This window comes from Anaerocolumna chitinilytica (assembly GCF_014218355.1).
GTDB lineage: Bacteria > Bacillota > Clostridia > Lachnospirales > Lachnospiraceae > Anaerocolumna > Anaerocolumna chitinilytica.
Genome location: NZ_AP023368.1, coordinates 5044844 through 5060557 on the forward strand (window position 1 = coordinate 5044844; position 15714 = coordinate 5060557).

General features: G+C 39.0%; 30 protein-coding genes. All 30 read right to left on the bottom strand.

All coding sequences use genetic code 11. The annotated features are described in order from the left end of the window. Positions 1-16: 16 nt before the first annotated feature. A complete protein-coding gene (rpsD, locus tag bsdcttw_RS21980; protein ID WP_185256918.1) occupies positions 17-613 on the bottom strand; it encodes a 30S ribosomal protein S4 in 597 nt (198 codons plus the stop codon). Between the two features lie 16 nt (positions 614-629). Then, positions 630-1025, bottom strand: coding sequence for a 30S ribosomal protein S11 (rpsK, locus tag bsdcttw_RS21985; RefSeq protein WP_185256919.1), 396 nt, complete (start codon positions 1023-1025; stop codon positions 630-632). A 155-nt stretch (positions 1026-1180) separates the two neighbouring features. After that, a complete protein-coding gene (gene rpsM, locus bsdcttw_RS21990) occupies positions 1181-1549 on the bottom strand; it encodes a 30S ribosomal protein S13 (RefSeq protein ID WP_185256920.1) in 369 nt (122 codons plus the stop codon). A gap of 594 nt (positions 1550-2143) precedes the next feature. Beyond that, complete coding sequence (gene rpmJ / locus bsdcttw_RS21995; RefSeq protein WP_073285411.1) at positions 2144-2257, bottom strand: 50S ribosomal protein L36; 114 nt, start codon at positions 2255-2257, stop codon at positions 2144-2146. A 79-nt stretch (positions 2258-2336) separates the two neighbouring features. After that, positions 2337-2555 (bottom strand): translation initiation factor IF-1, encoded by a 219-nt coding sequence (gene infA, locus bsdcttw_RS22000; protein ID WP_033168705.1) that lies wholly within the window; start codon positions 2553-2555, stop codon positions 2337-2339. A 35-nt stretch (positions 2556-2590) separates the two neighbouring features. Further along, on the bottom strand, positions 2591-2887 hold the full coding sequence (locus bsdcttw_RS22005; RefSeq protein ID WP_185256921.1) for a KOW domain-containing RNA-binding protein: 297 nt from the start codon (positions 2885-2887) through the stop codon (positions 2591-2593). 204 nt (positions 2888-3091) lie between these two features. After that, positions 3092-3841: a type I methionyl aminopeptidase gene (gene map, locus bsdcttw_RS22010; RefSeq protein ID WP_185256922.1), complete on the bottom strand. Its 750-nt coding sequence runs from the start codon at positions 3839-3841 to the stop codon at positions 3092-3094. Between the two features lie 27 nt (positions 3842-3868). Beyond that, on the bottom strand, positions 3869-4510 hold the full coding sequence (locus bsdcttw_RS22015) for an adenylate kinase (protein ID WP_185256923.1): 642 nt from the start codon (positions 4508-4510) through the stop codon (positions 3869-3871). Positions 4511-4582: 72 nt separating this feature from the next. Further along, a complete protein-coding gene (secY, locus tag bsdcttw_RS22020) occupies positions 4583-5911 on the bottom strand; it encodes a preprotein translocase subunit SecY (protein ID WP_185256924.1) in 1329 nt (442 codons plus the stop codon). Positions 5912-5914: 3 nt separating this feature from the next. Next, complete coding sequence (gene rplO, locus bsdcttw_RS22025; RefSeq protein WP_185256925.1) at positions 5915-6355, bottom strand: 50S ribosomal protein L15; 441 nt, start codon at positions 6353-6355, stop codon at positions 5915-5917. Positions 6356-6382: 27 nt separating this feature from the next. Then, complete coding sequence (rpmD, locus tag bsdcttw_RS22030) at positions 6383-6565, bottom strand: 50S ribosomal protein L30 (RefSeq protein WP_185256926.1); 183 nt, start codon at positions 6563-6565, stop codon at positions 6383-6385. Between the two features lie 12 nt (positions 6566-6577). Further along, a complete protein-coding gene (gene rpsE, locus bsdcttw_RS22035) occupies positions 6578-7087 on the bottom strand; it encodes a 30S ribosomal protein S5 (protein WP_185256927.1) in 510 nt (169 codons plus the stop codon). Between the two features lie 16 nt (positions 7088-7103). Beyond that, positions 7104-7472, bottom strand: coding sequence for a 50S ribosomal protein L18 (gene rplR / locus bsdcttw_RS22040; RefSeq protein ID WP_185256928.1), 369 nt, complete (start codon positions 7470-7472; stop codon positions 7104-7106). 17 nt (positions 7473-7489) lie between these two features. After that, positions 7490-8032: a 50S ribosomal protein L6 gene (gene rplF, locus bsdcttw_RS22045; protein WP_185256929.1), complete on the bottom strand. Its 543-nt coding sequence runs from the start codon at positions 8030-8032 to the stop codon at positions 7490-7492. Positions 8033-8290: 258 nt separating this feature from the next. Continuing rightward, positions 8291-8692 carry a 30S ribosomal protein S8 gene (gene rpsH / locus bsdcttw_RS22050; RefSeq protein ID WP_185256930.1) on the bottom strand — a complete coding sequence of 134 codons (402 nt, stop codon included), beginning with the start codon at positions 8690-8692 and terminating at the stop codon, positions 8291-8293. A gap of 23 nt (positions 8693-8715) precedes the next feature. Continuing rightward, positions 8716-8901: a type Z 30S ribosomal protein S14 gene (locus bsdcttw_RS22055; RefSeq protein WP_073278621.1), complete on the bottom strand. Its 186-nt coding sequence runs from the start codon at positions 8899-8901 to the stop codon at positions 8716-8718. Between the two features lie 15 nt (positions 8902-8916). Beyond that, positions 8917-9456: a 50S ribosomal protein L5 gene (gene rplE, locus bsdcttw_RS22060; protein WP_185256931.1), complete on the bottom strand. Its 540-nt coding sequence runs from the start codon at positions 9454-9456 to the stop codon at positions 8917-8919. A gap of 24 nt (positions 9457-9480) precedes the next feature. Then, entirely contained in the window at positions 9481-9798 is a 318-nt protein-coding gene (rplX, locus tag bsdcttw_RS22065) for a 50S ribosomal protein L24 (protein WP_225903729.1), read from the bottom strand. 14 nt (positions 9799-9812) lie between these two features. Then, entirely contained in the window at positions 9813-10181 is a 369-nt protein-coding gene (gene rplN, locus bsdcttw_RS22070; RefSeq protein WP_185256932.1) for a 50S ribosomal protein L14, read from the bottom strand. Positions 10182-10205: 24 nt separating this feature from the next. Further along, entirely contained in the window at positions 10206-10460 is a 255-nt protein-coding gene (gene rpsQ / locus bsdcttw_RS22075) for a 30S ribosomal protein S17 (RefSeq protein WP_033169004.1), read from the bottom strand. 19 nt (positions 10461-10479) lie between these two features. Further along, positions 10480-10689, bottom strand: coding sequence for a 50S ribosomal protein L29 (gene rpmC, locus bsdcttw_RS22080; protein ID WP_185256933.1), 210 nt, complete (start codon positions 10687-10689; stop codon positions 10480-10482). After that, complete coding sequence (rplP, locus tag bsdcttw_RS22085) at positions 10679-11116, bottom strand: 50S ribosomal protein L16 (RefSeq protein ID WP_185256934.1); 438 nt, start codon at positions 11114-11116, stop codon at positions 10679-10681. The genes rpmC and rplP overlap by 11 nt, the downstream gene beginning before the upstream one ends. Further along, the gene (gene rpsC, locus bsdcttw_RS22090) at positions 11116-11772 is read right to left on the bottom strand and encodes a 30S ribosomal protein S3 (protein ID WP_185256935.1); all 657 of its coding nucleotides are present in this window, start codon (positions 11770-11772) and stop codon (positions 11116-11118) included. Before rpsC ends, rplP begins: the two co-directional genes overlap by 1 nt. An 11-nt stretch (positions 11773-11783) precedes the next feature. Beyond that, complete coding sequence (rplV, locus tag bsdcttw_RS22095) at positions 11784-12170, bottom strand: 50S ribosomal protein L22 (RefSeq protein WP_185256936.1); 387 nt, start codon at positions 12168-12170, stop codon at positions 11784-11786. A 31-nt stretch (positions 12171-12201) separates the two neighbouring features. Further along, positions 12202-12480 (bottom strand): 30S ribosomal protein S19, encoded by a 279-nt coding sequence (gene rpsS / locus bsdcttw_RS22100; RefSeq protein WP_073588588.1) that lies wholly within the window; start codon positions 12478-12480, stop codon positions 12202-12204. 17 nt (positions 12481-12497) lie between these two features. Next, positions 12498-13340 (bottom strand): 50S ribosomal protein L2, encoded by an 843-nt coding sequence (gene rplB / locus bsdcttw_RS22105; protein WP_185256937.1) that lies wholly within the window; start codon positions 13338-13340, stop codon positions 12498-12500. 75 nt (positions 13341-13415) lie between these two features. Further along, a complete protein-coding gene (gene rplW / locus bsdcttw_RS22110) occupies positions 13416-13715 on the bottom strand; it encodes a 50S ribosomal protein L23 (protein ID WP_185256938.1) in 300 nt (99 codons plus the stop codon). Next, a complete protein-coding gene (gene rplD, locus bsdcttw_RS22115; protein ID WP_185256939.1) occupies positions 13715-14335 on the bottom strand; it encodes a 50S ribosomal protein L4 in 621 nt (206 codons plus the stop codon). Before rplD ends, rplW begins: the two co-directional genes overlap by 1 nt. A gap of 27 nt (positions 14336-14362) precedes the next feature. Then, positions 14363-14995: a 50S ribosomal protein L3 gene (gene rplC / locus bsdcttw_RS22120; protein ID WP_185256940.1), complete on the bottom strand. Its 633-nt coding sequence runs from the start codon at positions 14993-14995 to the stop codon at positions 14363-14365. 181 nt (positions 14996-15176) lie between these two features. Further along, the gene (gene rpsJ / locus bsdcttw_RS22125) at positions 15177-15494 is read right to left on the bottom strand and encodes a 30S ribosomal protein S10 (protein WP_033168728.1); all 318 of its coding nucleotides are present in this window, start codon (positions 15492-15494) and stop codon (positions 15177-15179) included. Positions 15495-15714: the final 220 nt, after the last annotated feature.

Genomic DNA, 15714 nt, shown 5'->3' on the forward strand with positions numbered 1-15714 from the left:
ATGATACGATTAATGATTACTTAGAATACAACTCGACGATAAGCACTTCATTTACCGGAACATCAATTTGATCTCTTGAAGGAATCTCTTTTACAGATCCTTTTAAGGATTCGTGATCTACTTCAAGCCAAGCCGGAACAGTTCTTCCAGCTGTTACTTCTAATACATCTTTATATCTCTGTGCGCTCTTGAATTTTTCTTTGATTTCAATAACGTCTCCAGCTTTTACTGTGTAGGAAGGAATGTTGATGCACTTGCCGTTAACTAAAACATGCTTGTGGTCAACAATCTGTCTTGCTTCACTTCTGGTTCTGCCGAATCCTAAACGGAAAACTACGTTATCCAGTCTAAGCTCAAGAAGAATCATAAGGTTTTCACCGGTTGTACCGATTTTCATTTTCTTTGCTTTTTCAAAGTTATTTCTGAAAGGTTTTTCCAGAACGCCATAGATAAACTTAGCTTTCTGTTTTTCTCTTAACTGTGTACCATATTCACTTACTTTTTTACCTGCTCTGGAAGAAGTTCTGTTGGACTTCTTATCAATTCCTAAATAAGCCGGTTCCAGTCCAAGTGTTCTACATTTCTTTAATACAGGACCCATGTCTCTTGCCATTGTTACTTACCTCCTATTAGACTCTTCTGCGTTTAGGTGGTCTACATCCGTTATGAGGAACCGGTGTGACATCCTTGATACTTGTTACTTCAATGCCGCAAGCCTGAAGTGCACGGATTGCTGCTTCTCTTCCTGATCCGGGACCTTTAACCATAACATCAACTGATCTTAAACCATGAACTAAAGCTGCCTTAGCTGCTGTTTCAGCTGCCATCTGTGCTGCATAGGGAGTTGACTTTCTGGAACCTCTAAAACCTAAGCCGCCAGCGCTAGCCCAGGAAAGGGCGTTGCCTTCTGCATCTGTCAGAGTAACAATTGTATTGTTAAAAGATGACTGGATATGTGCCTGTCCACGATCAACGTTTTTCTTAACACGTTTCTTAGTCACTTTTTTTGCTATTTTCTTAGCCATTTAACAAACCCTCCTATTGGATTTTAATTACCTTATTTCGTGACTGTTCAGCCACGCAGTCCATACGAACTGTTGTTTCCAAACAACACAAAAATGCGTCATTTGGCACCGGAGAATTCAAGACCTCTCGAAATTCCGGAGTAACTGAAGCCTAATTATTTCTTCTTATTAGCAACTGTACGCTTAGGACCTTTTCTGGTTCTTGCGTTTGTCTTAGTCTTCTGTCCGCGAACAGGAAGACCCTTCCTATGACGGATTCCTCTGTAGCAGCCGATTTCCTGAAGTCTCTTGATGTTAAGAGCTACTTCTCTACGCAAATCACCTTCTACCATCTGTGTTGCATCAATAATATCACGAATTCTGGCAACTTCTTCGTCTGTTAAATCTCTAACGCGTGTGTCAGGATTAACATTTGCTTCTTTTAAAATACGGTTAGAACTTACTCTGCCGATACCATATACATAAGTAAGACCGATTTCAACACGTTTCTCTCTTGGTAAATCTACACCACTGATACGAGCCATGTGCGTATTACACCTCCGTTAATTTTTAAGGTTAGCGTGAAATAAGAACATTTCACATCCGACATTGAGCGGCCTTGCGGCCAAATAGTACGTCAGGCTGAAAACAAAACTTCTATTTTCAACTACATACTTGGGAATACCAGAGCAAAGCTCGATATTCGCCAAAAGATTACAATGAAAAGTTATAGTTAGGTATCATACAGCCATCTTACTGCGCTCTTAGCGTTTAACCAGGCCATATGGTGAAATGCATACCTCTTATTACTTTTCACGAATGATGCGGCAATTATTTTCTTTGCAGCAGCATTCTATTTGATACTTCTTTCAAACATTTTCAATCAGAATAATGTTTTCGCAATGAACAACTCTTCCTGGTGTTTCATTGCGCAGCCGCTTTAAATTGTGACAGACTACCCCTAGGGTTAATCTGCTGAAACCCCATAGATTTCAAGATGAATCTTTTGATTCACCCACAATATCACAATTGCAAAATGCAGATTGTAACACAGAAAGCAAGAACTATTTATATCGTTTATAAAATAAACGTATTATATAAAACAGTTAAGCTTCCGACAGGACAGCCTTAACTGACTATTAGCCTTGTCTTTGTTTGTGTCTGGGATTCTCACAGATTACTCTGATGCTTCCCTTTCTTTTAATAATCTTACACTTTTCGCAGATGGGTTTTACTGATGACCTTACTTTCACAGTAATTCACTCCTTTCAAAAAAAGTCCGTCTATCATTATAACATCTGATAGATAGAAAATCAAGTAAAATTTAACACTTTATTTATCTCTCCAAATAATTCTTCCTTTGGTCAAATCATAAGGGGATAGTTCTAATGTTACTTTGTCACCGGGTACAATTTTAATAAAGTTCATACGTAGTTTTCCGCTAATATGTGCTAAAACTCTATGACCATTTTCCAGTTCTACCTGAAACATGGCATTCGGGAGTTTTTCAATAACGGTTCCTTCGATTTCAACTACATCAGATTTTGACATTAAGTCACCTCCACAATTTGAAGAAATACAACAGACTAAAGGGTTCCTTCCCCTTTTCTTATCTTATTGTAAGTTTTTATTGCCTTTTTGATATCTTCATTCCTGGTTGCTTTTGTATCATCATTCATACATGGAAGGAGATTTTCAACGCCTTCTATGAGTCTTACATGCTTTTTATTTTTTTTCTTAGGATTATTTAAGGTTTTTAGTACACCATCCACTAAATATACATATTCTGAATCTACTCCGCATATGACATAGCATTTTCCTATATCATGACCTGCGGTAGATACGATGCCTCTTCCTATTTGATATTCCACTCTGTCAGTCATGTCCTTCCCAACTTGCTGTAAGATTGGACTGAGGATTTTGCAGGTACAAGTCTCTTATGAACTTTGCTTTTTTAATAAGTTCATACCAGCTCCTTTGCAAACAACTTCTATTAATTTGCAGTATGCCGGCAAATTGTACCTTACTGTTACCAATCATAATGTGAATGCTTATCACTTCACACAAGCTTCGTTGTTATTTTACTTTTATAAGGAAAGAATTTCAGGATCCCCGTCCGTTATCAAGATGGTGTTTTCGTAATGTGCGGATAAAGACCTATCCTCCGTTACTACAGTCCAGTCATCATTTTCCCAATATACTTCAGGTCGCCCTGCATTTACCATAGGCTCTATAGCAAATGTCATCCCTGCTTCCAGTTTTATTCCTCTTCTTCTTTGAGAGAAATTCGGAATTTGAGGATCTTCATGAAGCTTTGTTCCAATACCATGCCCTACCAAATCCCTAACAACGGAAAACCCGTAGGATTCAATATATGTTTGGATAGCTGCAGATATATCATTTAGATGATTGCCAGATTTTGCATATTTAATACCTTCAAAAAAACTTTGCTTCGTAACCTGTATCAGTTTCTCTGCTTCTTCCGTAATCTCCCCTACTGCCCAGGTTCTTGCGGCGTCTGAATGATATCCTTTGTATATCACACCAGCATCCAAGCTTACAATATCTCCATCTACTAATACTCTTCCCTTGGAGGGGATTCCATGAACCACCTGATTATTTACGGAAACACAGACAGATGCAGGATAGCCGTTGTAATTAAGAAAGGAGGGTATACAATTATATCCCTTTATTAACTCCCGTGCCTTTTTATCAATATCAATGGTAGTTATCCCCGGTACTATAATTGCTCTTAGTTCTTCATGGACGGCTGAAAGTATTTTCCCGGCCTCCCGCATTAAACCAATTTCTCTTTCTGACTTAATTGTTACTGACATAAGCTCTCCCTGCATCTGTTTCTTTCATTATTTGAGTATTTCCAGGATATCTTCAAAAGTATCAGACATGGTCTTTCTTCCGTCTACTTCTTTTAAAATTCCCTGCTTGTTATAATAATCGATTAACGGCTGAGTCTGATTATGATATACCTCAAGACGTTTTAAAACTGTCTCCGGCTTATCATCCTCTCTTAATACGATTTCACTACCGCAAACATCGCAGATTCCTTCAACTTTGGTAGGAATATTTACAAGATGGTAAGTAGCTCCGCAATTTAAGCAAGCTCTTCTTCCAGCCATTCTCTCTACGATATCACCATCGGGCACTTCAACATTAATGGCATAGTCTACTTTCTCGCCAATAGCAAGAAGAGCCTTATCTAATGACTCTGCCTGAGGAATTGTTCTAGGGAATCCATCCAGTATATAACCTTTTTCACAGTCTGCCTGTTTTACTCTGTCAACTACAAGGTCAACTACAAGTTCATCGGGTACTAAAAGGCCCTGGTCCATATAAACCTTTGCCTTATTACCTAGTTCTGTGCCATTCTTGATATTAGCTCTAAAAATATCACCTGTTGAAATATGAGGGACCTTGAACTTTTCTGCTATTTTTTTAGCCTGTGTTCCTTTACCAGCGCCTGGTGCGCCTAACATAATGATCTTCATTGTGTTACTCCCTTCTACAAGAAATCTGCAAATGGCGGGGCTGTGCCCCGCCTGCAGCTGTTCTATATTTTATTAATCATTTAAGAATCCTTTGTAATGACGTACTAACATCTGAGATTCAATCTGCTTCATAGTATCCAGAACAACACCAACGATAATGATGATGGATGTACCACCAAAAGATACCGTTGCATTAAATGCTCCTGAGAAGAAAATGGGAACTACAGAAACAATGGTTAAGCCGATTGCACCGATTAAAATTACGTTATTCACAACTTTTGTAAGATATTCTGTCGTAGGCTTACCAGGACGAATGCCAGGTACAAAGCCTCCCTGTTTCTTCATATTATTAGATACTTCAAGTGGATTAAAAGTAATTGAAGTATAGAAATAAGCAAAGAAGATGATTAAAACAATATACATTAGTAATCCTAGGGTATACTTAAACTCACCAAAACTTGTGAAATCGCACCAGTTATTCTGGTTTAATAAGTATAATATCTTAGGCCATACATGAGCTCTTGCAGGCTGTACTCCAAAGAAGGAAGATACAACGATAGGGAACTGCATGATAGAACCGGCAAAAATTACCGGGATAACACCTGCGGTATTTACTTTTAAAGGAATATGGGAGGATTGTCCACCAACCATTTTTCTACCTTGTACTTTTTTTGCATATTGAACAGGGATTTTTCTCTGAGCACTCTGCAGTAAAACTACAAATGCAATTACAAATACAGTTACTAAGATGATTATAACTGCACCTATAATACCGTTAATTACACTGGCAGCACCGGTAACAAAGGTTCTGAAAAGGTTTGTGAAGTCGCTTGGCAACTTTGCAATGATATTAATTAAAAGGACAATTGAGATACCATTTCCAACGCCTTTTTCTGTAATTCTTTCACCTAACCACATCAGGAAGGTAGAACCTGCTGTTAAAGTAGCTACAATAATTACTACGTTAGAGAAAGTAATACCGCCGATAAGTAATCCTGATCTACCAAATCCAATTGCCATAGCGATGGATTCAATTAAGGATAAAGCAACATTCAGGTAACGTGTAAACTCGGCGATTTTCTTTCTTCCGTCTTCACCGTCTTTTTGCAGCTCTTCCAATTTAGGAATAGCAATAGTAAGAAGCTGCATAATGATGGATGCTGTAATGTAAGGTGTAATATTCAGAGCAAGTATTGACATCCGAGTGAAAGAGCCACCAGTTAAAGTATCAAAGAAACCTAATGAAGTCTGACTGCCAACCCATTGGGAGAAATACTCCCTGTTTATTTCAGGTACAGGGAGCTGACAGCCAATTCTTACTATAATTAATGCAATTAAAGTGAACACTAACTTATTTCTTATATCTTTAATCTTAAAAGCATTTCGGATTGTTTTAAACATCTCCTAAATCACCTCAGCATTTCCACCAAGAGCTTTTATTTTCTCTGCAGCAGATTCGCTGAATGCAGATACTTTTACGTCAAGCTTCTTAGTAAGTTCTCCATTTCCTAGGATCTTAACACCATCTCTTGGGTTCCTTACAATGCCGTATTCCATTAAGGAATCTATTGTAACTACAGAACCATCTTCAAAAACATTCAGTCTGTCTACGTTGATTGCTACGATTTCTTTTGTGTTTCTATTAGTAAAACCTCTCTTTGGTAAGGTTCTGATAAAAGGTGTCTGACCACCTTCGAAACCTACTCTGGGTGCGCCGGAACGTGCCTTCTGTCCTTTATGTCCTTTACCTGCAGTCTTACCATTACCTGAACCATGTCCACGGCCTCTTCTGAAGTTTCCGCTTTGTTTGGAACCTTCTGCCGGTCTTAATTCTGATAAATTCATCTAGTACACCTCCTTACTATTTTTGGATTATATTTCTTCCACTTTTACTAAATGTCTTACCTGATCAACCATTCCTCTTACACATGCATTATCGGGTAATTCTACCGTTTTGTGGAGCTTCTTAAGTCCTAATGCTTCCACTGTTTTCTTGTGCTTAGGAATTGAGCTGATTGTAGACTTTACTAAAGTAATTTTTAATTTATCTGCCATCTTAAGACCTCCTTAGCCTAACAGCTCTTCTACAGTGATACCGCGGAGTTTAGCAACTTCCTCGGGTGTCTTTAACTGGCTTAATCCATCAATAGTTGCCAGAACTACGTTCTGCTTGTTATTGGAGCCAAGTGATTTTGTACGGATGTTCTTGAATCCGGCAAGCTCTAATACGTTACGTGCAGGACCACCAGCAATGATACCGGTACCTTCTGCGGAACGTTTTAAAAGAACAGTTGCACTGCCGAACTTTCCTGTATAGTCATGAGGAACACTTCCATTTTCATCAATAGGAAATGAAATAAGCTTTTTCTTAGCATCTTCAATTCCTTTACGAATAGCTTCCGGAATTTCAGTCGCTTTTCCAAGGCCTGCTCCAACATGGCCGTTCTTGTCACCAACTACTACTAAAGCTGTAAAGCGGAAGTTACGTCCACCTTTTACTACTTTCGTAACACGTTTAATGGATACTACCTTTTCTTCTAACTCCAGTTGATCAGCATCAACGATTGTACGTTTCATGTGTTTCCCTCCTCGCTTAGAATTCCAGACCAGCTTCTCTAGCTGCTTCTGCTAATGCTTTAACTTTACCCTGATATATGAAACCGCCTCTGTCAAAGACAACAGCCTTGATACCTTTTTCAAGTGCTTTCTTTGCAATAACAGTTCCTAAATATGCTGCTGCAGCTACGTCATTTGTCTTATCAAGCTCAGCCTTTACGTCTTTTTGTACGGTGGAAGCTGATACTAAAGTATTACCAATTGTATCGTCGATGATCTGAGCGTACATATGAGTATTACTTCTAAACACAGCAAGACGCGGTCTTTCAGGAGTTCCGGAAAAACGATTACGTAATTTTCTATGTTTATTTACACGAACTTTGGATCTTGCTTCTTTACTAACCATTTTTATTTCACCTCCAATTATTTCTTACCAGTCTTACCAACTTTACGTCTGATAACTTCATCAGCATATTTAATACCCTTGCCCTTATAAGGTTCAGGTCTTCTCTTATCTCTGATTTCAGCAGCGTATTGTCCGACTTTTTCTTTATCGATACCTTTAACTGTAATTTTATTCTGTCCTTCTAATACAGATTCAACACCTTCAGGATCAACCATAACAACCGGATGTGAATATCCTAATGTTAAAGTTAACTCTTTACCGGATTTTGCAGCTCTGTAACCAACACCGTTGATTTCAAGAACTTTCTCATATCCAGCGGTTACACCGGTTACCATGTTAGCAACCAATGTTCTTGTAAGACCGTGTAAAGACTTCATTTTCTTTAATTCATTAGGTCTTGTAACAACGATTTCTGCACCTTCAAGTTTAATATCCATTTCTGAGGGTAACACTCTCTCTAATGTTCCCTTAGGACCTTTTACAGTCACTTTATTATTTTCTGCTATATCAACGGTTACACCTGCTGGTACAGCGATAGGCATTCTTCCTATACGTGACATGCCCGCACCTCCTATGGTTTTCTATATACTCCAATCCACCTTTCAAAGAAAAATGATTTGGTGTATTTGATTAGTTTATACAAACTCAGCCTCATTTCTCCTGCAATAAATGCAGGAAAAATGTTTGTCTCTATTTTACCAGATAAATCAATTTATTACCAGATATTTCTTTCTGTATAGTAATTCGACTCAGCTGATATTTTTATCTTACCAGATAATTCATCTTACCAGATAATTCATCTTACCAGATAATTCATCTTACCAGATGAAGGCAAGAACTTCTCCGCCTACATTTAATTTTCTAGCTTCCTTGTCTGTAACCACACCCATATTAGTGGAGATGATAGCTACACCAAGTCCTCCGAGAACCTTCGGAAGCTCTTCCTTGTTGGCATAAACGCGGAGTCCGGGTTTAGAAATTCTCTTAAGACCGGTGATGATCTTAACATTTTTATCTTTACCATACTTTAAAGTAATATGGATATTCTTAAAACCGTCAACTTCTTCAATGTCATACTTTCTGATATAACCCTCTTTTAAAAGGATATCAGCAATAGCTACTTTCATTTTTGAAGCCGGTACATCTACTGTATCATGTTTTGCAGTGTTGGCATTGCGGATTCTTGTAAGCATATCTGCAATAGGATCGCTCATTGTCATGTCGTTTGCCTCCTTCCTTTTAATTACCAGCTAGCTTTCTTAACGCCTGGTATTTGTCCTTTATATGCTAATTCACGGAAGCAGATTCTGCAAATTCCGTATTTTCTTAAATAACCATGTGGACGGCCACAGATTCTGCAGCGGTTATACTCCCTGGTGGAAAACTTCTGGGGACGTTGCTGCTTTATTTTCATAGACGTTTTAGCCATGAAATTCCCTCCTAACTATTTTTTGAATGGCATACCGAATAATGTCAATAATTCACGAGCTTCTTCATCAGATTTAGCAGTAGTAACGAATATTACATCCATACCTCTGACTTTGTCAATTTTATCATATTCGATTTCAGGGAAAATAACCTGTTCCTTAATTCCAAGAGCATAGTTTCCTCTTCCGTCAAATGAATTGGCACTTACACCTCTAAAGTCACGTACTCGAGGGAGTGCAAGGTTAATCAGACGATCAGCGAACTCATACATCTTATCTCCTCTTAAGGTAACTTTGCATCCGATGGGCATGCCTTCCCTGATTTTAAAGTTAGCTACGGATTTCTTAGCCTTGGTAACAACAGCTTTCTGTCCAGCGATTGTTTCCATATCTTTAATAGCAGCATCTAAAAGCTTGGAGTTTTCCTTTGCTTCGCCGACACCCATATTAATAACGATTTTGTCTAACTTGGGTACTTCCAGTGTGTTTTTGTAACTGAATTTCTTTTCCATTCCAGCTACAATCTCATTCAAATAAAGTTCTTTTAATCTAGTCAACTTTTGGGACCTCCTCTCTTAGAATTAGTCAATTACGTCGCCGTTTACTTTAGCGACACGTACTTTCTTGGAACCTTTTTTACCTTCAACAGTAGTAAAACCGATTCTTGTAGTCTTTCCCTTGTGAACATACATAACATTAGAAGCATCAATAGGTGCTTCCTGGTGCATGATGCCGCCCTTAGGATTGGACTGGCTGGCTTTGGAATGCTTTGTTACCATGTTAACGCCTTCAACAAGTACTTTACCATCTGTAACGCCGATTACTTTGCCTTCTTTGCCTTTATCTTTACCGGTGATAACTTTCACGTTATCTCCCTTTTTGATTTTTAACATTGACACAGGTTTCCACCTCCTTATAATACTTCTGGTGCTAATGAAACAATTTTCATGAACTGCTTTTCTCTTAATTCCCTTGCAACAGGTCCGAAAATACGTGTTCCTTTGGGATTTTTGTCTTCTTTTATAATAACAGCTGCGTTCTCATCAAATTTAATGTAGGAACCGTCTTTACGACGAGCACCTTTAACAGTACGAACAACAACAGCTTTTACAACGTCACCTTTTTTTACAACACCGCCTGGTGTTGCATCTTTAACGCTGGCAACAATAATATCACCGATATTAGCGTATCTTCTTGTAGATCCGCCAAGTACCCTGATGCAGAGTAATTCTTTTGCACCGGTATTATCAGCAACTCTAAGTCTTGATTCCTGTTGTATCATGACCTTACTCCTTTCAGAATCTCATTATTTTGCTTTCTCGATAATTTCAACAAGTCTCCATCTCTTATCTTTGGATAAAGGTCTGGTCTCCATAACTTTTACTCTATCGCCGATACCACACTCGTTGTTCTCATCGTGAGCCTTCAATTTATAAGTTCTCTTTACGATTTTATTGTATAAAGGATGCTTAACATGGTCAATAACAGCAACCGTAATTGTTTTATCCATTTTATCGCTTACTACCTTACCGGTACGAACTTTTCTCAGATTTCTTTCCACAACAATTCTCCTTTCTCAATTAGTTAGAAGCTTTTGCTTTTTCAGAAATAACCGTCTGGATTCTGGCAATGTTCTTTCTGACTTCTTTGATACGGCTGGTATTATCCAGCTGATTTGTTGCGTTCTGGAACCTTAAGTTGAAAAGTTCCTTTTTAGCAGCTACTAATTCGTCGTTCAGTTCACTAACTGATTTTACTTTTAAATCTTCTAATAATTTACTAGTTTTCACTGCCCGCACCTCCTTCTAATTCTGCGCGAGAAACAATTTTGCACTTAACAGGAAGTTTATGCATTGCAAGTCTTAAAGCTTCTCTTGCGGTTTCTTCCGGAACACCTGCGATTTCAAACATAACGCGTCCCGGTTTAACAACAGCTACCCAGTACTCTAAGGAGCCTTTACCGGAACCCATTCGAGTTTCAGCCGGTTTAGTTGTTACTGGCTTATCGGGGAATATTTTAATCCAAACTTTACCACCACGTTTGATGTAACGAGTCATCGCAACACGGGCAGCTTCGATTTGGTTTGATTTAATCCAAGCTGGCTCTAATGATACCAGACCAAATTCGCCGTTAGAGATAGTATTACCTCTTGTAGCTTTTCCTGCCATGGAGCCACGGAACTGCTTACGACGTTTTACTCTTTTTGGCATTAACATTATTTATCGCTCCCTTCCTTTTTTGCCTTTGTGGGAAGTACTTCACCTTGATAAATCCAAACTTTAACGCCTAATTTACCAAAAGTGGTGTCTGCTTCTGCAAATCCATAGTCAATATCCGCACGTAATGTCTGTAACGGAATAGTTCCTTCACTGTAGAATTCTGTACGAGCCATATCTGCTCCGCCAAGACGTCCTGCAACAGCAGCTTTGATACCCTTAGCTCCTGACTTCATTGTTCTTGACATAGTAGATTTCATAGCTCTTCTGAAAGATATACGGTTCTCGAGCTGAGCTGCAATATTCTCTGCTACTAACTGGGCATTTAAGTCCGGTTTTTTGATTTCCTTGATGTCTACCATTAATTTCTTAGCAGTAAACTTCTGGATTTCAACCTTTAATTTCTCGATTTCCTGTCCGCCTTTACCGATAACCACACCCGGTTTTGCAGTAAAGATGATAACCTTTAAACGGTCAGAAGCACGTTCGATTTCGATTTTTGCAATACCTGCACTGTATAATTTCTTTTTCAGGTATGTTCTGATATTGTAGTCTTCTACTAAATTGTCTGCAAAATCAGCTTCTGCATACCATCTTGAATCCCAGTCTTTGATAACTCCGACTCTTAAACCATGAGGATTAACTTTCTGTCCCATTATTGCCCTCCTTATCTTTCATTTAGTACAACAGTGATGTGGCTTAATCTCTTTAAGATTCTGTATGCCCTTCCCTGTGCCCTAGGTCTGATTCTTTTCATTGTAGGAGCCTGATTTGCGTAGCACTCCTGAATATATAACTTACTTACGTCCATGTGGTTGTTATTTTCAGCATTTGCAATTGCTGATTTTAACACTTTGTCTATTACAGTTGAAGCATATCTGGGATTATAAGCTAAAATACCAAGAGCTGTTTCAACGTCTTTACCTCTAATGGCGTCTAAAACGAAACAAGCTTTCTGTACAGACACTCTTGCATAGGAAACCTTTGCACTGGGTCTTGTATCTCTATTCTCATTTCTTTCTCTCTTTATCTGGGATCTATGTCCTTTCGCCATGGATGAAACCTCCTTTCAATTCCAAGTTACTTTATCTCTTCGTCTTCTTTTCGTCTTTTCCATGTCCTCTATAGGTTCTAGTTGCAACAAATTCACCTAACTTGTGGCCAACCATGTCTTCTGTAACATATACAGGTACATGTCTTCTGCCATCATGTACAGCAATGGTGTGCATAACCATCTGAGGGAAAATCGTAGAACGACGTGACCATGTCTTGATTACAGATTTGTCACCTGCTTTATTCATAGCATCTATCTTTTTAAGCAGATGCTCATCAGCGAACGGTCCTTTTTTTAATGAACGAGCCATAGGTTTAACCTCCTTAATTATTTAACAGTTTTACCGTCTCTTCTTCTTACAATCATCTTGTTAGACGCTTTGTTGGTTTTTCTGGTCTTTAAACCAAGAGCAGGTTTACCCCAAGGTGTAACAGGACCTGAGCGGCCGATACCAGTCTTACCTTCACCACCACCGTGAGGATGGTCGTTAGGATTCATAACGGAACCGCGGACTGTAGGTCTGATACCCATATGACGCTTACGTCCAGCTTTACCGATGTTTACTAATTCATGATCAATATTGCCCACCTGTCCAATAGTAGCACGGCAGATAATAGGCACTAATCTCATTTCGCCGGAAGGAAGACGAAGAGTTGCATATTTGCCTTCTTTAGCCATTAACTGTGCAGAGTTACCTGCTGAACGTACTAACTGGCCGCCTTTTCCAGGATATAATTCGATATTGTGAATCTGTGTACCAACAGGGATGTTCTGAAGAGGTAAGCAGTTTCCTACTCTAACTTCTGCAGTCTCACCATTCATTAAGGTAGCGCCTACCTGTAATCCGTTAGGAGCCAGGATGTAGGACTTCTCACCATCTGCATAGCAGATTAATGCGATGTTTGCAGTTCTGTTAGGATCATATTCGATAGTCAGGACCTTTGCAGGTACTCCGTCTTTTCTTCTCTTAAAATCTACTAATCTATATTTTCTTCTAGAGCCGCCGCCCTGATGTCTTACTGTAATTTTTCCTTGATTGTTACGGCCTGCATTCTTGTTAATAGAAACAACTAAGGATTTCTCAGGTGTAGATGTTGTAATCTCTGCGAAATCGGATGAGGTCATATTTCTTCTGGAAGGTGTATATGGGTTAAACTTCTTAATTCCCATCTTTTGCACTCCTTTCGAGCAATTATTTTATTCTGTTATCGGCGAATAAACACCATAATTTATTGATCGTATATCTTATAATCCGGAGAAGATCTCAATTTCAGGACTATCAGCAGTCAACTGAACAATTGCTTTCTTAACCTTGGAAGTCTTTCCTGCTGTATTTCCACGTCTGCGGTTCTTTCCGTCAAGGTTCATTGTATTAACACTTACAACCTTTGTTCCGGCAAACATCTTCTCAACAGCTTCTTTAATCTGATTCTTTGTAGCATCAGGATGAACAGAAAAAGTGTACTTCTTTTCAGACATAGAATTCATGCTTTTTTCTGTTACGATTGGTTTTAAAATTACATCATAAAATTTTAAATCAGCCATTATGCGTACACCTCCTCAATTTTTGCTACTGCATCCTTGGTGAGTATCAGTGTATCATACTTTAAGATATCAAACACATTGATAGTTCCAGGAATTGCGGTAATTACAGTAGGGATGTTTCTTGCAGAAAGAATTACATTCTCATCCTTCTCACCTGTAACCACAAGTGCTTTGTTAACCTTTAAATTGTCAAGAACTTTTACGAAGTTCTTTGTTTTAACTTCACTTAATTTTAACTCATCTAAAACGAAAATCTTCTTTTCTTCCACTCTGGAAGTCAAAGCAGATTTCAGAGCAAGCTGTTTTTCTTTCTTGTTCATCTTAAATGAATAATCTCTTGGCTTGGGAGCAAATACAATTCCGCCGCCCTTCCACTGAGGAGATCTTGTTGAACCCTGTCTTGCATGACCGGTTCCCTTCTGTCTCCAGGGTTTTCTTCCGCCGCCGCTTACTTCAGCACGGGTCTTGGCACTCTGTGTACCCTGACGTTTATTGGCAAGCTGTAAAACAACTGCCATGTGAACTAAATGATCGTTAACTTCTACTCCGAAAACAGCGTCGTTAAGTTCGATAGAACCAACTTCCTTGCCTTCCATATTAAAAACAGATACGTTTGCCATCTGTGTCGTCCTCCTTTCTCAAAGCTTCTAGTTTGCCTTTACGGTATTCTTTAACATTACTAAAGATTTCTTAGGTCCGGGAACGGCACCTTTTACTAAAATAATGTTCTTTTCTGCATCAACTCTTACAACTTCCAGATTCTGAACTGTTACTTTTACATGTCCCATATGTCCAGGCATGTGTTTTCCCTTGAATACACGTCCGGGTGTTGTAGCAGCACCATTGGAACCTGCATGTCTGTGGAATTTGGAACCATGAGCCATAGGTCCTCTGGACTGTCCGTATCTCTTGATTGCACCTTGGAATCCCTTACCCTTTGATTTAGCAGTAGCATCAACTCTTTCACCTTCTGTAAAGATGTCAGCTTTGATTTCTTGTCCTACTGTGTAATCAGCAGCATTATCAAACTTGAACTCTTTAAGATATTTTTTGTTTGCAACACCTGCTTTTGCAAAGTGTCCTTTTCTTGGTTTGTTAACCAATACTTCACGGATATCTCCGAAACCTACCTGAACGGCAGCGTATCCGTCGTTTTCAACTGTTTTAACCTGTGTTACAACGCAAGGTCCTGCCTGTAATACAGTTACCGGAATCAAGCTTCCGTTCTCGTTGAAAATCTGAGTCATTCCGACTTTTGTCGTTAAAATTGCTCTTTTCATTACTTGCACCTCCTGTTTAATCTACAGCGGATTGCGCCATGTGCTTTGCAGTACTCCGTTACACTTCGCACTTCAACACTACGCGTAATCATCCTAGATGGTCTACCTTGGTGCAGGTTCCTTGTGAACCTTACCCTATATATAAACCCTAAAGGATTTTGTCTTTGCTTGTTTTCGATGATTACTTTGTCTTCATCTTGATGTCGATGTACACACCGGCAGGCATTTCTAATCTGGATAATGAATCTACCGTTTTTTGTGTAGGTGTGATGATATCGATTAATCTCTTGTGAGTTCTCTGCTCGAACTGCTCTCTGGAATCCTTGTATTTGTGTACCGCTCTAAGAATTGTAACTACTTCCTTCTTAGTAGGTAGGGGTACAGGTCCGCTCACCTTTGATCCTGTCTTTTTTACAGTCTCGATGATTTTTGCAGCTGACTGATCGATTAACTGATGGTCATACGCTTTCAATGTAATCCTCATTACTTGACTTGCCATAAAAAAAGTCGCCTCCTTTTCGCACTTAATAGCAGTACGACAAGCGGTGACTGTACACTGGGCCGTGTGTGTCCCGTCTTTAAAGCCTAATTAAGACTCTCCGTTTTCCACATAAGAAAACATAGGGTTACCCACACTTATCTGCTCGAAATAATCTTTTGCAGAATCTTTATTTGTACAGTGACTTGTCGCCAGTTTCATAACTTGACATTCGCTCCAC

Coding starts and splice junctions, on each gene's coding strand:
- rpsK (WP_185256919.1), bottom strand. CDS start 1,025: ATGGCTAAGAAAATAGCAAAAAAAGTGACTAAGAAACGTGTTAAGAAA.
- rpsJ (WP_033168728.1), bottom strand. CDS start 15,494: ATGGCAAGTCAAGTAATGAGGATTACATTGAAAGCGTATGACCATCAG.
- infA (WP_033168705.1), bottom strand. CDS start 2,555: ATGTCAAAATCTGATGTAGTTGAAATCGAAGGAACCGTTATTGAAAAA.
- rpsM (WP_185256920.1), bottom strand. CDS start 1,549: ATGGCTCGTATCAGTGGTGTAGATTTACCAAGAGAGAAACGTGTTGAA.
- bsdcttw_RS22005 (WP_185256921.1), bottom strand. CDS start 2,887: ATGACTGACAGAGTGGAATATCAAATAGGAAGAGGCATCGTATCTACC.
- rplN (WP_185256932.1), bottom strand. CDS start 10,181: ATGATACAACAGGAATCAAGACTTAGAGTTGCTGATAATACCGGTGCA.
- rpmD (WP_185256926.1), bottom strand. CDS start 6,565: ATGGCAGATAAATTAAAAATTACTTTAGTAAAGTCTACAATCAGCTCA.
- rpsE (WP_185256927.1), bottom strand. CDS start 7,087: ATGAAACGTACAATCGTTGATGCTGATCAACTGGAGTTAGAAGAAAAG.
- rplC (WP_185256940.1), bottom strand. CDS start 14,995: ATGAAAAGAGCAATTTTAACGACAAAAGTCGGAATGACTCAGATTTTC.
- bsdcttw_RS22055 (WP_073278621.1), bottom strand. CDS start 8,901: ATGGCTAAAACGTCTATGAAAATAAAGCAGCAACGTCCCCAGAAGTTT.
- rpsH (WP_185256930.1), bottom strand. CDS start 8,692: ATGACAATGAGCGATCCTATTGCAGATATGCTTACAAGAATCCGCAAT.
- secY (WP_185256924.1), bottom strand. CDS start 5,911: ATGTTTAAAACAATCCGAAATGCTTTTAAGATTAAAGATATAAGAAAT.
- rplO (WP_185256925.1), bottom strand. CDS start 6,355: ATGAATTTATCAGAATTAAGACCGGCAGAAGGTTCCAAACAAAGCGGA.
- rpsD (WP_185256918.1), bottom strand. CDS start 613: ATGGCAAGAGACATGGGTCCTGTATTAAAGAAATGTAGAACACTTGGA.
- rpsS (WP_073588588.1), bottom strand. CDS start 12,480: ATGGCTCGTTCATTAAAAAAAGGACCGTTCGCTGATGAGCATCTGCTT.
- rplB (WP_185256937.1), bottom strand. CDS start 13,340: ATGGGAATTAAGAAGTTTAACCCATATACACCTTCCAGAAGAAATATG.
- rplV (WP_185256936.1), bottom strand. CDS start 12,170: ATGGCGAAAGGACATAGATCCCAGATAAAGAGAGAAAGAAATGAGAAT.
- rplR (WP_185256928.1), bottom strand. CDS start 7,472: ATGGTTAGTAAAGAAGCAAGATCCAAAGTTCGTGTAAATAAACATAGA.
- rpsC (WP_185256935.1), bottom strand. CDS start 11,772: ATGGGACAGAAAGTTAATCCTCATGGTTTAAGAGTCGGAGTTATCAAA.
- rplW (WP_185256938.1), bottom strand. CDS start 13,715: ATGGCTGATTTAAAATTTTATGATGTAATTTTAAAACCAATCGTAACA.
- bsdcttw_RS22015 (WP_185256923.1), bottom strand. CDS start 4,510: ATGAAGATCATTATGTTAGGCGCACCAGGCGCTGGTAAAGGAACACAG.
- map (WP_185256922.1), bottom strand. CDS start 3,841: ATGTCAGTAACAATTAAGTCAGAAAGAGAAATTGGTTTAATGCGGGAG.
- rplF (WP_185256929.1), bottom strand. CDS start 8,032: ATGTCACGTATAGGAAGAATGCCTATCGCTGTACCAGCAGGTGTAACC.
- rplD (WP_185256939.1), bottom strand. CDS start 14,335: ATGGCAAACGTATCTGTTTTTAATATGGAAGGCAAGGAAGTTGGTTCT.
- rplP (WP_185256934.1), bottom strand. CDS start 11,116: ATGTTAATGCCAAAAAGAGTAAAACGTCGTAAGCAGTTCCGTGGCTCC.